Source organism: Bradyrhizobium sp. USDA 4486, from assembly GCF_054057995.1.
The window spans coordinates 5,792,287-5,806,759 of record NZ_JBSRZV010000001.1; the positions used below are offsets into that span (position 1 = coordinate 5,792,287).

At 63.4% G+C, this 14,473-nt stretch carries 12 protein-coding genes; 5 read left to right on the forward strand and 7 right to left on the reverse strand.

Annotation, left to right across the window (positions count from 1 at the left end; all coding sequences use genetic code 11):
- Positions 1-55 precede the first annotated feature (55 nt).
- Positions 56-1,564, reverse strand: coding sequence for an amidohydrolase family protein (locus tag ACVWY3_RS27405; protein WP_456841240.1), 1,509 nt, complete (start codon positions 1,562-1,564; stop codon positions 56-58).
- Between the two features lie 492 nt (positions 1,565-2,056).
- Here ACVWY3_RS27405 and ACVWY3_RS27410 point away from each other — a divergent pair, with 492 nt between their 5' ends.
- Together ACVWY3_RS27410 and ACVWY3_RS27415 are read left to right on the forward strand one after the other, a co-directional pair.
- Positions 2,057-2,368 carry a hypothetical protein gene (locus tag ACVWY3_RS27410; RefSeq protein WP_456841241.1) on the forward strand — a complete coding sequence of 104 codons (312 nt, stop codon included), beginning with the start codon at positions 2,057-2,059 and terminating at the stop codon, positions 2,366-2,368.
- Between the two features lie 379 nt (positions 2,369-2,747).
- Positions 2,748-3,872, forward strand: a complete 1,125-nt coding sequence (locus ACVWY3_RS27415; RefSeq protein WP_456841242.1) for a lysozyme inhibitor LprI family protein — start codon at positions 2,748-2,750, stop codon at positions 3,870-3,872.
- Between the two features lie 208 nt (positions 3,873-4,080).
- Here the strand turns inward: ACVWY3_RS27415 and ACVWY3_RS27420 are convergent, their stop codons facing one another.
- From ACVWY3_RS27420 to ACVWY3_RS27445, 6 genes are all read right to left on the reverse strand, one after another.
- Positions 4,081-5,280, reverse strand: coding sequence for an ABC transporter substrate-binding protein (locus tag ACVWY3_RS27420; RefSeq protein WP_456841243.1), 1,200 nt, complete (start codon positions 5,278-5,280; stop codon positions 4,081-4,083).
- Between the two features lie 105 nt (positions 5,281-5,385).
- Complete coding sequence (locus ACVWY3_RS27425; protein ID WP_456841244.1) at positions 5,386-7,224, reverse strand: AMP-dependent synthetase/ligase; 1,839 nt, start codon at positions 7,222-7,224, stop codon at positions 5,386-5,388.
- A 130-nt stretch (positions 7,225-7,354) separates the two neighbouring features.
- Positions 7,355-8,143, reverse strand: coding sequence for an ABC transporter ATP-binding protein (locus ACVWY3_RS27430; protein ID WP_456841245.1), 789 nt, complete (start codon positions 8,141-8,143; stop codon positions 7,355-7,357).
- Positions 8,144-8,146: 3 nt separating this feature from the next.
- On the reverse strand, positions 8,147-8,905 hold the full coding sequence (locus tag ACVWY3_RS27435; protein WP_027562020.1) for an ABC transporter ATP-binding protein: 759 nt from the start codon (positions 8,903-8,905) through the stop codon (positions 8,147-8,149).
- Positions 8,902-10,053 carry a branched-chain amino acid ABC transporter permease gene (locus tag ACVWY3_RS27440; protein ID WP_456841246.1) on the reverse strand — a complete coding sequence of 384 codons (1,152 nt, stop codon included), beginning with the start codon at positions 10,051-10,053 and terminating at the stop codon, positions 8,902-8,904. Before ACVWY3_RS27440 ends, ACVWY3_RS27435 begins: the two co-directional genes overlap by 4 nt.
- A 4-nt stretch (positions 10,054-10,057) precedes the next feature.
- Complete coding sequence (locus ACVWY3_RS27445; RefSeq protein WP_456841247.1) at positions 10,058-10,933, reverse strand: branched-chain amino acid ABC transporter permease; 876 nt, start codon at positions 10,931-10,933, stop codon at positions 10,058-10,060.
- A gap of 259 nt (positions 10,934-11,192) precedes the next feature.
- Between ACVWY3_RS27445 and ACVWY3_RS27450 the strand changes: the two genes are divergently transcribed.
- From ACVWY3_RS27450 to ACVWY3_RS27460, 3 genes are all read left to right on the forward strand, one after another.
- Positions 11,193-11,942, forward strand: a complete 750-nt coding sequence (locus tag ACVWY3_RS27450) for an ABC transporter ATP-binding protein (RefSeq protein ID WP_456843473.1) — start codon at positions 11,193-11,195, stop codon at positions 11,940-11,942.
- Entirely contained in the window at positions 11,939-13,465 is a 1,527-nt protein-coding gene (locus ACVWY3_RS27455; protein ID WP_456841248.1) for a permease, read from the forward strand. Before ACVWY3_RS27450 ends, ACVWY3_RS27455 begins: the two co-directional genes overlap by 4 nt.
- Positions 13,466-13,634: 169 nt before the next feature.
- On the forward strand, positions 13,635-14,450 hold the full coding sequence (locus tag ACVWY3_RS27460; protein ID WP_456841249.1) for an MBL fold metallo-hydrolase: 816 nt from the start codon (positions 13,635-13,637) through the stop codon (positions 14,448-14,450).
- The last annotated feature ends 23 nt before the right edge of the window (positions 14,451-14,473 follow it).

Below are 14,473 nucleotides of genomic sequence, written 5' to 3' on the forward strand. Positions count from 1 at the left end.
GGGCGTTCGTTGCGCCGGCGAAGCATGCCCGCTCCGCCGCCGCAACCATTGGCACTTAGCCGGCGCGAACGTAGCCGTAGCGAAGGTTCGAGGGTTGCTTCGCAGCTTGGGTGTACTCAATCTTGAGCGCTGCGAGGCGGTCCTCGGAAAAGGCCGGCATCCTGGTGTTATCGGCCGCCTTCAGTTTAATCTTGTAAAACCTGGTCGCGTTGCCCGCGAAGATCAGCTGCTTGGTGCCGCTGTTAGCGTCGCCGAGTGGCGCAAAGCCGTACTTCTTCTGCATGTCCTCAGGGATTTCGAGCCGGCGCAGCGCCTCGATCTGCCACTGCGGCGAGCCGTACCAGACCGAGTCTGTGCCCCACATGACGTGGTCGACCCCCATGCCCTTGATCAGCGTTCCGACCAGGGCCGCACAGAATTTCGGATGCGCCACGGCCGAGTTGGCAAAGGACGTGCCGAGCTCGGCATAGACGTTGGTGACGCCGAATTTCTGCGGAATTTCCGCGAGATCCGAGGCCCACTGGATGCGGCCGGTCTGCTCGAACTCCGCCCACGCCTTGTCCGGCAGCTCGAGGAATGGCCGTAGCGCCGAGTGATAAATCACGAAGTTCATCTGCGGCCAATCCTTGGCAGCCTTTCCGATGTCCCACGCGGTTGCGTATTCCCACACGCCGGCGAACGACTTCTCGTAATCGGGCGGCAGCAGCCCCTTGTGGATACAGAGCGTATTGATGCCGGCCTTCACCGCTTTTTCGTAGAATGGATACATCAGCAGCTCGTCGTCGAGCCGCCATGGGAACTTGGAGGGCGCCAGCGGATCGCCGATTGTGTAGGACTTCCAGGAGTCCGGCTTGTAGACGTCGATCGCCTTGTCGACCTCCTCCATCCAGCCGGGCTGCTTGGGGGTGATGACACTGTGCGCCAGCAGGCGGCGCGATCCGGCGAAGTCGTTGATGAGTTCGCGCGCCTTGACGATCTGCTCGTTGGACAGAAGCCACCAGCTTGGATCGTCGAACGGCGCGCCGCTCAAGAGTGCCATGTTGGTGTCGCTGTCGTAGTAGATCTCTTTCACGTAGTTCTGAAACTTGTAGCGGGCGAGCGAGGAGACGCCTTCCTCCTTCATCTTCGGATTCCAGTGCTGGCTCGCAAAGTCCGCCAGCCCCAAGAGCTCCTTGTGATCGAAGTCGTCGCGCACGAAATGGGTCTGGACGTCGAAGATGAACTGGCCGGCGAGGGCTTGCGCGCGCGCCAGCATCAGCTCGGGCTCGCGGGCCTCTGCGGGCGCGACCTGGAAGACATTGCCATAGATGTCGTTCATGGCGAGGAATGCCGCCGCCATGCCGCAGCTCGTATGCAGGAACTGCCTGCGGCTCAAGCCGAGGTGCTTGCCGTTCACGTCGGCAAGCTCGTTGATCCGCGCCTCGACCTTCCTTTGCGTAGCGCTTTGCGGGGGCGGCAGATACTCGCCGTTAGAAACAATCTGAGTGGGAATCGGCGTTGCCGCCGATGCCGCCTCCGCGCCCGCGACGAGACGCTGTTCTCGCTCACTGAGCCAGGTACCCATTGTTCTCCTCCCTTTTGGCCATCGACAGTGCTGGTCAGCGCGCGCATGAGGCTGCGCGGTTGGCCACTCCCGATCACTTAGTTGCACCGACTAGTCGTACCCTCCCTTTTCAGCTACGTATGAAGCCATCACACTTGCCTCACGGTCTCTCCATCGCTAAAAAACTACTTGCGGTAGTGACGCGTCATCGCTGAATTGAATGCTCAAACTTCCATTGGCGCAAGCGATGTAATCCGACAGTCACGCTGTCCCAGTGCCGCTCCCTGTGACTGGCACATTGCCGGCGCGCTGCCGTGATGGTTCGGAAATGCAACTGGCGTTACGCTGGCACCGACCGGCGAAGTCGTCGCAAAGCAATACGAGATTCTCAAAGAATCCTTCCGACGTTGAACAGTATAGCTGTCTTATGGAATCCAGATGCGCCCGTTCAGGCACAAATCTTAGAAACAATTAAGACTATCGGAGCTTCATTGGCCATTACCGTGAAAGGGAGTGCCAATCAGCCGCCGGGGAGACATCGAAAAAGCATTCGAAGCGCTTGGCGAAGAGCGGCCGCAGGCTATCATGGTGCTAGTCGACTCGTTTTCGCTTGCAAACCGCGCGCTAATTGGAAAGCTAGCCGCTGAACGGAGACTTCTCACGTCGTTTGAGACAAAGGACTACGTGGCTGCTGGCGGACTGGTCTCGTATGGACTTCCTTATCTGGATCACTACGCGCGCGGTGCTGACTTCGTGTCCAAAATTCTCAAGGGGCCGATCCGCGAGATTTACCGGTCGAACAGCCGACTCGATATGAGCTTGTGATCAATGCGAAGACAGCCAAGCAAGTCGGCTTGGAAATTCCCCCGATGATATATGCCCGCGCGAACGAGGTGATAGAATACGCCGCGCAGGACGGTTGTGAGCCCTCGCATGTCTCCTAGCGGAGCAGCGACGCGTCTCGGGATTACTTAATTCGTACAGCGGCCATCTCATCCGTTCGCGCTGCGTGTCAGCTGCTCGCCCTTCTTGGACCTCGTGCAACGTCTGCTTCTGGGCCGCTGTTCAGGATAAGCGGACATCGCGGATATGAGTTACACACGGACTACTGGCCCTGTAGCCCGGACCTCGTCCCGCCACAAACCGGTTTCGTCGCCGGTTCGGGGGCGCTAGCATGGTGCCTTCTATGCGGGGGGCGAGTGGAATGCGGTTCATCGTGCTGTCTGTGCTTGCGTTGCTGGCGTTGCCGGCGGCACCAGCCTTGGCGCAATCCGGCCCATCCGACCGCTCCGTCGCCGATCGGCTGCCGCTATTTGCCCGAAACAACTGCCAGTCGATTCGCGATCCCGGCAACCAATTGTTCTGCGGCGATCCCGAGCTCGCTGCCGCCGCCGAGAAGCTGAGCATTGCGATCGAGGCGCGGCTCGCGCGCCTGCCCGATCGTCTGCCCGCGATCGAGGAGAACGCGATCTGGATCCGCCAGCGCAATCTCGGCTGCGGCATCGTCGGCCAGACCGCGATCCGCTCCGACGAGTTCGACCGGGTGAAAGCGTGCCTGCTCAAGGTGACCGAGGAGCGCGCCGCGATCGTACGCGACCCGGATTTCGACTGTCTTGCGGCCAACACCGCGGCGGGCGCGCTGATCTGCGCGGACCCGGCGCTGGCGCTCACCGAGACCGAGCTGAACAGCCAGGTGCTCGGCCTGATCGGCAAGCTCGACCCGACCGCGGCGCGCTTTGCCTACGCCGAATACGGCCGCTGGACGCGCGAGCGCGATCGCAAGTGCAATCTTGTCGGCAAGGAGAACGTGCCGCTGGCCGAGCTCGAAACGGCGGAAGGCTGCCTCGCCGACTATCTGAAGCACAAGAGCGAGGAGATCCGCGCGGCGAAAGGCGATCCGAAGAAGGTGTTCGGCCGGCAGATCGCGGCGCGCTCGCCCGACACCGACGCGGTCGATTTCTGCGCCGCGCGGATTCACGCCGCCAATTCCTGCGGAAACTTCCTTCGCATCAACCGCGTCTATGCGATCGACAGCCAGGTCACCGAGCAGGAGGCGCAAATCACCGGCGAGATCGAGATGGCGGTGCTGGCGCCCTTCACCACCTGCAGCAAGGTCGCCTCGACCTGCACCGGCACTTGCTGGAATCCCAGGACGGGCCAGCCGCAGGCGGGGGCCGACAACAAGGAGCGCTCCGGCGAAGCCTTCAACGTCACGCGCCGGCTGAGAATCCAGCGGACCTTTGCGTTCGTCAAAGCCGCCGACGGCTGGCGTTGCCGGGAAGACGAGCTGGCCCCGGTGAATTCGGGGACGGCAGGCGGGGGATCGTAGCTCTTACCCTCCCGTGGAGGGCAGGGCCATCGCATATGCCCAAGAACTTGGGGCACTGAAGCTTCCACAACGTCATGGCCGGGCTTGTCCCGGCCATCCACGCCGCGCCGAGTGGCACACAGAACGTGGATGCCCGGGACAAGGCCGGGCATGACGTCCTCTCGTGAATGTTCGTACGCGATTCCCTTCCAGGGGAAGGCAAGCGAGATCAAAACATCAGATTGTCCTTCACCAGCACCCAGCGGCCGCCCTTGACCTGCTGCACCTGGGTGATGGTGTTGGCGAGGTGGTCGGTCTTGGAGAACTTGGTCGGCGGCGAGTTGAAGATGTCGAGGAATTTTTCGCCGGACTCGAGCGAATCAAGCATCTTCTGACCGGTCAGATCCTTGCCCGCCTTGTCGGCGTAGAACGCAAACGTCATCACCGCATTGTAGCCGATGATCGCCTGCGTGTTGGCATCGGTGCCAAACATCTTCTTGTAGTTGATCAGCCAGTCGTGGACCTTGCCCTTGGCGGTGTCCTCATAGGGAATCTCGAAGCCGCTCGCCGCGTAGAGCCCTTCGACCGCGTCCTTGCCGAGCATCGGCACCTCCATCACGTTGGTCGGTGTTGCGCCAAGGAACGTGACGTCCCAGCCCAGCTTCTTGGCCTCGCCCATGGCCCCGATCGGCTCGCGCAGGACCGCGCCGAGCACCACGAGATCGCAGCCGTCGGACTTCATCTTGGCAATCTGCGCGCTGAAATCGGAGGCGCCGCGCTTGTAGCTGGTGACCGAGGCCGGCTGCACCTTCATCGCGGTGAGCTGCTGGTTGAAACCGTCGAGCACGTTCTTTCCGTACTCGTCGTCCTGATACATGATGCAGGGCTTCTGGAAGTTCTTCCACTCCATCATGTATTTGAGCGCGGCGCGCGTGCTCTCGACATAGGGCAGCAAATTGTTGAACTTCAGCCGCTCCTGCGGCTTGGCCGGGTCGAACTTGAAGGTGAACTCGGCCGCCGTCAGCGGGAACAGCTGGAGCACGCCGGCGTCGAGCAGGATATCCTGCGCGGCGAGAACGGTCGGCGATCCCATCGCGCCCACCATCGCGAAGATCTTGTCGCGCTCGATCAGCTTCTGCGAGGCCAGCACGGCCTTCTTGGGGTCGTAGCCGCTGTCCTCGACCACCAGGCGGATCTTGCGCCCCTGGACGCCGCCGGCCGCGTTGATCTCCTCGACCGCCATCTTCATGCCGTTGGAGACCGGCACGCCCCATCCCTTGATCGGACCCGACAGGTCCTGATGGGTGCCGATGACGATCTCGGATGCCGAGATGCCTTGATTGGTGACCTTGGTTTGCGCCACGGCCGGCAGACTGGCGAGCACCACGGCGCTCACAGCAAGGCCGAATGCGCTGAACGATTTCGACATGGACGTCTCCTCTCCTTTGGGCCCGTGTTGCGCGAAGGGCGGGGGCCATCGCCCATTCGCTTCTTGTCCGCACATGCCGCGATCCAAAGGCGCGGAGCATGCGTCTCACGCCACCGCGCGCTCGCGATACATTGCGTCGATCTCGGCGGCATAGCGCTTGTTCACGAAGCCGCGCTTCAGCTTCATGGTCGGCGTCAGCTCCTCGTCCTCCGGCGAGAGCTGACGCTCGATCAGGTAGAACCGCTTGATGGTCTCGACGCGGGCGAAATTGGCATTGACCCGTTCGATCTCGCGCCAGATCAGGTCTTGAATTTCCGTCGCCCGGCACAGGCTGGCATAATTGGTGAAGGGGATGTCGTGATCCTGGGCGAACTTTTCGACGTTCTCCTGATCGATCATCACGAGGCAGGTCAGATACGGCCGCTTGTCGCCGATCACCACCGCATCGGAAATGTAGGGCGAGAATTTGAGCTGGTTCTCGATCTCGGATGGCGTGATGTTCTTGCCGCCGGAGGTAATGATGATGTCCTTCATCCGGTCGGTGATGCGGACGAAACCTTCGTTATCGATGGTGCCGACGTCGCCGGTGTGCAGCCAGCCGTGCGCATCGATGGTTTCCGCGGTCTTCTCCGGCTGGTTCAGATAGCCCATGAACAGGAAGTCGCCCTTGATCAGGATCTCGCCATCAGGAGACAGCGCGACCTCGCCCCACGACACCGCCTTGCCGACCGAGCCGAGTTTGATGCGCTCCGCCGGCATCATGGTCGCGACGCCGCAATTCTCGGTTTGGCCATAGACCTCGTGCATGTCGATGCCGAGCGCGAGATACCAGCGGATCAATTCCGGCGCGATCGGCGCTGCGCCCGTGAAGGCGATGCGGCAGCGGTCGAGGCCGATCATGCGGCGGATGTTGCGGAACACGACCTGATAGGCGAGGCGGTTGGCGAGGCGCAGCGACAGCGGCGGCGCCCTGCCCTCGAGCCGGCAATCGACCATGCGGTAGCCGACATCGATCGCGCGGCGATAGACCCATTGCTGCAGCGGCGTCGCGTCCTTCAGCGCGATCGTGATCGCGGAATAGAACTTTTCCCAGATCCGCGGCACCGCCAGGAAGACGGTCGGCTGCACCTCGCGCAAGTTGTCCGGCACGGTCTCCGGGCTCTCGGCAAAATTGATCACCGAGCCGAGCGCGACCGAGATGTAGTAGCCGCCGACGCGCTCGGCGACGTGGCAGAGCGGCAGGAAGATCAGTCGGTCCTCGTCCTCCCGTGCCGGGATGAAATCGTTGGCGTGCCGCATCTGATGCGTGACGCTGCGGTTGGCGTGCATCGCGCCCTTGGGCGGCCCCGTGGTGCCGGAGGTGTAGACGAGCACGGCGAGATCGCCGGCGCTGCGGCTGTCGATCATCTCCTGCCACAGCGCCTCGCGTCCGACCATGTGGTTGCGGCCGAGCGCGCGAAACTCGTCGAGCGACATCACCATGTCGTCGGAGAATCCGCTGAGGCCCTCCATGTCGAACACGATGATGCGTTGCAGGCTAGGGCAGCGCGCGCGACAGGCGAGAATCTTGTCGAGCTGCTCCTCGTCCTCGGCGAAGATGACCCGGGTGGCGGAATCGTTGAGGAGATACTCGACCTGAGACGACGAATCGGTGGGATAGATTCCGGAGGAGACGCCGCCGGCGCACAATATGCCCATATCGGCATGGACCCATTCCGGCACGGCATTGGCGATGATGGAGGCGACGTCGCCGGGCATGAAGCCGGTGGCACGGAGCGCGTAGGCGATCTCCCTGGAGATCGCGAGCCATTCGCGCCAGCTCGTCGGCTGCCAGATGCCGAACTTCTTCTCACGGATCGCCGGCCGCTCGCCGCGCGTCTCGGCGGCGAGCTGGAAGCTCTTCGCGATCGTATCAGCGACCGTCAGCACCGCCGGTCGGGCCATGCACGTCTCCTCCTCGTCGCCTTGCCCTCCGCTGCCTGCCTTGCCGGCGGTCTATGTTGGCGGATGGGCCATTCCATTTAACGCCGAATCTTCCTTTAGCGCCAAGTCTCTTCCTTTAGCGCCAAGTCTTCTAGCGCCAAGTCTTCTTCTTTTTCCAGCGCCGCTCGCCCCGCGCGCCCTGTTCCTTGGCGCCAAGGTAGAATTCCTGGATGTCCCGGGAATGCATCAAGCGGTCGCAGGTGTCGTTCATGACGATGCGGCCAATCTCCAGCACATAGCCGTAATGCGCGGTCTCCAGCGCCACCTTGGCATTCTGCTCGACCAGCAGGATCGACATGCCCTGCTCCTCGTTGACGCGGCGGATGATCGTGAAGATCTCCTTCACCAGCAGTGGCGAGAGGCCGAGCGAAGGCTCGTCGAGCAGCAGCAGCGTCGGCCGGTTCATCAGCGCGCGCCCGATCGCGAGCATCTGCTGCTCACCGCCGGAGAGCTGGCCGGCCGGCTGGTTGATGCGCTCCTTCAGCCGCGGGAAGTAACCGTAGACGCGCTCCAGATCCTCCGCGACGCCGTCGCGATCCCGGCGCGGATAGGCGCCCATCATCAGGTTCTCGCGCACCGACAGGAACGGAAACACCTCGCGCCCCTCAGGCACATGGCTGAGGCCGAGCCGCACGATGCGGTCGGCCTCCATGCGCTGGATCGGCGTGCCCATGAACTCGATCGCGCCCTTCTGCGGATCGAGAATGCCGGAGATGGTCTTCAGCACCGTGGTCTTGCCGGCGCCGTTGGCGCCGAGCAGCGTAACGATGCGGCCACGCGGCACCTCCAGCGAGATGCCGCGGATCGCCATGATCGGCCCGTAATAGCTCTCGATGTTGGAGAGCTTCAGGATGATGTCGGCCGCCACGGTCGTATCCATACGTCATGCTCCGAGATACGCGGCGACCACGTCGGGATGCTGCTGCACCTCGGCGGGCGAGCCCATCGCGAGCACGCGGCCGTAGTTCAGCGCGATGACGCGGTCGGAGACGCGGTTGACCAGCGACATGTCGTGCTCCACCATCAGCACGGTGATGCCGAGTTCGCTCTTCATGTCGCGGATCCAGAACGACATGTCGTCGGTCTCCTCCACATTGAGGCCGGATGACGGTTCATCGAGCAGGATCAGTTTCGGCTCCGAGCACAGCGCGCGGGCGAGCTCGATCACCTTGCGCACGCCGTAAGGCAGCCCCGAGATCAGCTTGTCGCGATAGGGCTCGAGATCGAGGAACTCGATCACCTGCTCGACCCGGCGCCGATGCACCTTCTCGTTGGCGCGCACGCTCGGCAGGAACAGCAGCTCCTGCCAGAGCTGCGTGGTCGAATGGCGGTGACGGCCGACCAGCAAATTCGACAGCACCGTCGCGTTCTCGAACAGCTCGATGTTCTGAAACGTGCGGGCGATGCCGAGCCTTGCGATGTCGTAGGGCGGCTGCTCGGTGATGTCCTGGTCCTCGAAGAAGATGCGGCCCGAGGTCGGCCGGTAAATCCGCGAGATCAAATTGAAGATCGAGCTCTTGCCGGCGCCGTTGGGACCGATGATCGAGAGAATCTCGCCCTTCTCCACCGCGAACGACACCGCATCGACCGCCTTGAGACCTCCGAAATGCAGCGACAGGTTCTCGGCGCGGAAATAGCTCATCGGTTCCGCTCCGATTTCACATAGATCTTCTGCCGCTTGAAGGTGGCGCGCTTGTAGAGCGGGAACAGCTGGAAGAAGAGTTTGACCTTCAGCCAACGGCCGTAGAGCCCGAGCGGCTCGAACAGCACGAACAACACGATGATGATGCCGTAGATCGCGCCCTTCAGGCCGTTGAGCGAGGCGAAGGCCGCGGCTTTCGACTGGATATTGGCCGCGGTCGCGGGGCCAGCCCCGAACGTCGCGGCGATGCCGGCGATGATGCCGGGCATGTCGTCTTTGAGATAAGTCAGGAACGGATCGATCATCACGATGAAGATCGCCCCTAACACCGCGCCGTGCAGGCTGAAGCTGCCGCCGATCAGGATCACGATGATGAACTCGATGGAGAGCTGCAGCGTAAACATTTCCGGCGAGATGAAGGAGAGCTTGTGCGCGAACAGCACACCGGCAAGGCCGGTGATCGCCGCCGAGATCGCAAAGGACTTGACCTTGTAGAGCGCGACATTGATGCCCATGCTGCGCGCAGCCGTCTCGGAGTCCCGGATCGCGACGAAAGCGCGCCCCGTCGGCGAGCGCAACAGATTGAGCGTGCCGATGATGGTCAGCACCAGCACGGCAAGGCAGAGGAAATAGAAGGTCGGGCTGTCGCGCGGCACGGTGACGCCGAGCAGGGACAGCGTCTTGACCCGCATGCCCTCATTGCCGTTGGTGACGCTCTCCCAGCGCGCCAGGATCTCCTCGACTATGAAGGCGAAGGAGATGGTGGCGATGACGAGATAGATGCCCTGGAGCCGCAGCGCGGGAAAGCCGACCAGCGCGCCGATGCAGCCGGTCAGCACGCCCGCGGCGAGGAAATAGACCGGGAACGGCACATTGTATTTCTGCAGGTAAGCCGCCGTGTAGGCGCCGATCGCGAGGAACGCCGCGTGGCCGAGCGAAGCCTGACCGGTGAACCCCGTCAGGATCATCAGCGCCACGCCGACCGTCGCATAGATGCAGACGAAGACGAGCTGGCTCATCAAATAGCTGGAGAGCACATAGGGCGCGATCAGCAGCAGCGCGAGCAGGATGCCGTAGGAGACGACATAGCCCGAATGCGGAAACAGCCTGATGTCGTCCTCATAGTCGGTCTTGAACAGGAAGCGCATGCGTTCAGACCTTCTTGCGGACGTGAAGGCCGAACAGGCCTTCGGGCTTGAGCAAGAGCACCGCGAGCAGCACGATGTAGGGCGCGACGTCCTTCCATCCTTCCGCGAGATAGAACCCGGCCATGCTCTCGATCACGCCGATCAGGACGCCGCCGACCACCGCGCCGGGAATCGAGCCGAAGCCGCCGAGCACGGCGGCCGGAAACGCCTTGAGGCCAAGCACGAGGCCGACATTGGAGTGGATGAAGGTGATCGGTGCCAGCAGCACGCCGGCGCAGGTCGCGACCGCCGCGCTGATCGCCCAGACCACCGATACCACCCGCTTGACCGGAATGCCCATGTAATAGGCCGCCAGCATGTTCTCGGAGCTGGCACGCATCGCAGTGCCGAGCGTGGTCTTGTTGAAGAACAAATAGAGCAGCGTGCAGAGGATGATCGTCGCCGCGATCACCGAGAGCTTGTCATAGGCCAGCACCAGCGAGCCGATGCGCAGGACGCCCTGGCTGAACGGCGTGTCGATCTTGAAATCATCGGTGCCCCAGACCATGCCGGCCACCGAGCGCAGGAAATAGCCGAGGCCGATCGTGGCCATGATGATGGAAAATTGCGGATAGCCGAGGATCGGCCGCACCACCACGCGCTCGGCCAGCATGCCGAACAACGCCATCGCCGCCACCGCACCGGCAAAGCCGACCCAGTAGTTCAGCCCCATCATGCCGATGAAGGTGAAGGCGAAGAAGCCGCCCAGCATCATCAGATCGCCCTGGGCGAAATTGACGACCTCGGTGGCCTTGTAGACCAGCACGAAGCCAAGCGCGATCAGGCCGTAGACGCAGCCGAGCGCAACACCGCTGACCAGCTGCTGAACGAAATCCAGCATCGCCGCGCTTCCTCCCGATGCAACCGGCGGTTTTTTGGCCGCCTCGCCGCATCTTGTGTCCAGTCGCTACGCAGTCGTTTCGCCGCGTTCGCGCATTCGTCCCGGGCCAATTCAGCCTGAACCACCAAGCGCTGTCAACAAACGGTGACTTGCCTTTGGTCAAAACCGGATGGTGGAATTTATGGGCCGTAGATTCACGGTGCCGAAACATCTTCGGGTCATGGTTGCGGGCGATGTAAAACCGGATGGTGTGGCCGTCATGAAGCCGGACAAGTCGGCACTCGAAGTCCAAGGGTTAACGAAGCGTTTTGACCGGTTGGCGGTCGACAGCCTCGATCTCACCATCCATGCCGGCGAATTCTATGCGCTGGTCGGCCCCAACGGCGCCGGCAAGACCACCACTTTGCGCATGGTTGCGGGCCTGCTTAGGCCCGATGCCGGCGCGGTCTCGATCTTCGGCATCGATGCGCTTCAAAGTCCGGTGGCGGCCAAGCAGGTGATGGCCTGGGTCTCCGACGAGCCGATGATTTATGACAAGCTGACGCCCCTGGAATATCTCGAATTCGTCGCCGGTCTCTGGGGCATCGCACCATCGGTCTCCGGACCGGTCGCGCAGGAGCTGCTCGCCTCGCTCGGCCTCGCGCCGCACCGGCACGAACGCTGCGAGGGTTTTTCGAAGGGCATGCGCCAGAAGGTAGCGCTGGCCGGCGCGCTGGTGCACGATCCCCGCCTGATCATCCTCGACGAGCCGTTGACGGGCCTCGATGCCGTCTCGGCCCGCCACGTCAAGGGCTTGCTGAGCGAGCGCGTCCGCGCCGGCTGCACCGTCATCATGACGACGCACATCCTCGAAGTGGCCGAGCGGATGGCCGACCGCATCGGCGTGATCGCCTCGGGCCGGCTCCTCGCCGAGGGCACGCTGACCGAGCTACGCCAGCAGAACGGCCACGCCGATACCAGCCTCGAAGATCTCTTCATCGCGCTTGTGACGCTCCAGGAAGCCGCATGAGCTCGGCGACCGCACTGTCCTGGTTCGCCCGCCACGAGCTCCGCCTCGCCTGGCGCGAATGGTTCGCGATGATGACCGGCGGACGGCGCAAGCGGGCGCGCGCCGCAATGATCGGCCTTCTCTTCTTCGCAGCGTTGCTGCACGTGCCGGCCTGGGCCGTGATCGGCCGCTTCGCCGACCTGCAATTGCCGCTCGACAAATCCTCGCTGATCGTGATCTCGGCGACGATCCTCCTCGCCTGGACCTTGATGCTGTCGCAGGCGATCGAATCGGTGACGCGGGTGTTTTACGCCCGCGCCGATCTCGACCTGATCCTGTCCTCGCCCGCGACGCTGGCCAATCTGTTCTCGGTGCGCATTGCCGCGATCGCGCTCACCGTCACGGTGCTGGCGCTGCTGTTCTCGACGCCGTTCATCGACGTGCTGGTGATCGGCGGCGGACCGCGCTGGGTCGCGGCGTTCGGCGTCGTCATCGCGATGGGCCTGTCGGCAGCGGCGATCGCGATTGCCGTCACCATCCTGTTGTTCCGCCTGATCGGCCCGGCGCGGACGCGCTTTGCGGCCCAGATCCTGGCGGCGATCATCGGCGCCGGCTTCGTGATCGCGCTCCAGGTCGCCGCGATCATGTCCTACGGCACGCTATCGCGCTTCGCCATCCTGACCTCTGGGAGCCTTGCCGCCTACGCCCCCGGTGTCGACAGCATCTGGTGGTGGCCGGCGCGGGCGACGATGGGCGACAGCGAGGCGCTGCTGCTGCTTCTGGCGCTCGGGCTCGTGCTGCTCGGCGGCGTGATGGCGATCTTCTCCGGCCGCTTCGCCGACACCGCGATCGATGCCGCGGCTTACGGCAGCTCCGGCCGCAGGCGCGCGAGGGAGCGTCCGTTCCGCGGCGGATCGCGGCAGCAGGCGCTGCGGCGCAAGGAATTCATGCTGCTCTGGCGCGATCCCTGGCTGATCTCGCAGACCCTGATGCAACTGCTCTATCTGGTGCCGCCGGCGCTCTTGCTCTGGCGCAGCTTTGCCGACAGCTCCGCAGCGGTGACGCTGATCACGCCCGTCATCGTCATGGCGGCCGGTCAGCTTGCCGGTGGACTCGCCTGGCTGACCATTTCCGGTGAAGATGCGCCCGATCTGGTCGCGACCGCGCCGCTGACGCCGTCCAGCATCATTCGCGCCAAGATCGAGGTGGTGCTGATCGCCATCGCCGCCATCTTCTGCCCGCTGGTCGCCGCGCTCGCCCTCGCCTCGCCGTATCAGGCCGCGGTCAGCGCCGGTGCGATCGTCATCAGCGCGGCCTCGGCGACCGCGATCCAGCTCTGGTTCCGGGTGCAGGCCAAGCGCAGCCAGTTCCGCCGCCGCCAGACCTCGTCGCGCCTTGCGACCTTCGCCGAAGCCTTCTCGTCGATCGGCTGGGCCGCCAGCGCCGCGCTGCTGCTCGCCTTGCCGATCGCAGGGCTGATCAGCGGATTGATCACTGCCGGCCTCGTCGCCATCACCTGGAAGTTCAGCCCGCGGCGGGAGTGACAGGGAAGTACTCACCCGCTCCTTTGCGGCTGGAGCATTCTGCCTTATGGCTGCGTCATGGGCAGGTGAGCAGTCGATCTGCGGCACTGACGCGCTGTTGATCGCACCCTATTGGCCACGCGTTGCATTGCACGCTAGACTTTCCACTGAAGTCATCGGGGACGGTTTCATGTGGCGACTGGTCTCAGCAGCTCTGGCGCTGTTCGGCGCATACTCCTCGCCTGCCCTCGCCCAGCAGCCACCACAGCGCAGCGAGTGCCTGGCGATGGCCAATGCCGCGCCTCGGGTCGTGTCGGTCGCATTCAGGCCGGCGGCGGCCGCCGCGGAGGTCGAGATCACCTATGCCGGCCACTCCACCTATTTCATCGACACGCCCGGCGGCTTGCGGATTGCCACCGACTATAGCGGCGCCTATCAGGTGGGCCGGCTGCCCGACGTCGTCACCATGAACCGGGCCCACAGCACCCACTATAGTCTCTTTCCCGACAAGCGCATTGCCCATGTGCTGCACGGCTGGGGCGACGACGGCAAGCCGGCCATCATCTCGGAACGCATCGGCGACACTTTCATCCGCAACGTCACGACCGACATCCGCCGCTATTTCGGCGACGATGCCGGCGTCGATATGATCCGCGACGGCAATTCGATCTTCATCTTCGAGGTCGCCGGCCTTTGCATCGGCCATCTCGGCCATCTCCATCACAAGCTCGACGACAGTCACTTTGCCCAGATCGGACGGCTGGACATCGTGATGGTGCCGATCGACGGCACCTACACCATGTCGTTGAGCGGCATCTCCGACATCACCAAACGCCTGCGCGCGTCCGTGGTGCTGCCGATGCATCGCTTCGCCACCCCGCTCGACGAGTTCATGGACCGCATCGGCCAGCAGTTCGAGATCGACCGGCGCGATGCGCGCTCGTTCCGAATGTCACGCGATGCGCTGCCGTCGAAGCCGACGGTGATCATCCTCGACGGAGTCTGACCCGCAAAGGCGGGAACGCATGA